This window comes from Acinetobacter sp. WCHAc060033, assembly GCF_004209125.1.
Taxonomy (GTDB): domain Bacteria; phylum Pseudomonadota; class Gammaproteobacteria; order Pseudomonadales; family Moraxellaceae; genus Acinetobacter; species Acinetobacter wuhouensis.
This window is the reverse complement of the sequence record NZ_SGSW01000234.1, coordinates 1-225: the sequence shown is the minus strand read 5'-3', so window position 1 is coordinate 225 and position 225 is coordinate 1. Positions and strand designations below refer to the sequence as shown.

Sequence of the window (225 nt, the reverse complement as noted above, 5' to 3'; positions counted from 1 at the left end):
GAGTACAAGAGTGGTGGACTTATGAGTGATATGACATTTGATGAATTCTTTGATCAGTTTGAACCACCTGAACTCACAGAAGAGCGCAAAGAAGAACTTAACCAAGATTGGCAGGGCGTGAATGGAGCTGTAGCGTTTAGCTTAATTGAACGTCATGCGGACAATTGGAAAGAAATAGATTACATGATGCAGCAATGGTTGCTGAAAAATGGTGGCGATAATGAG

1 protein-coding gene is annotated in these 225 nt (G+C 41.3%); it reads left to right on the top strand.

The genetic code is table 11. The features are described from left to right. Nucleotides 1–21 precede the first annotated feature (21 nt). Nucleotides 22–225 (top strand): hypothetical protein (locus EXE10_RS21385; protein WP_130114629.1); only part of this gene is annotated, 204 nt, incomplete at its 3' end.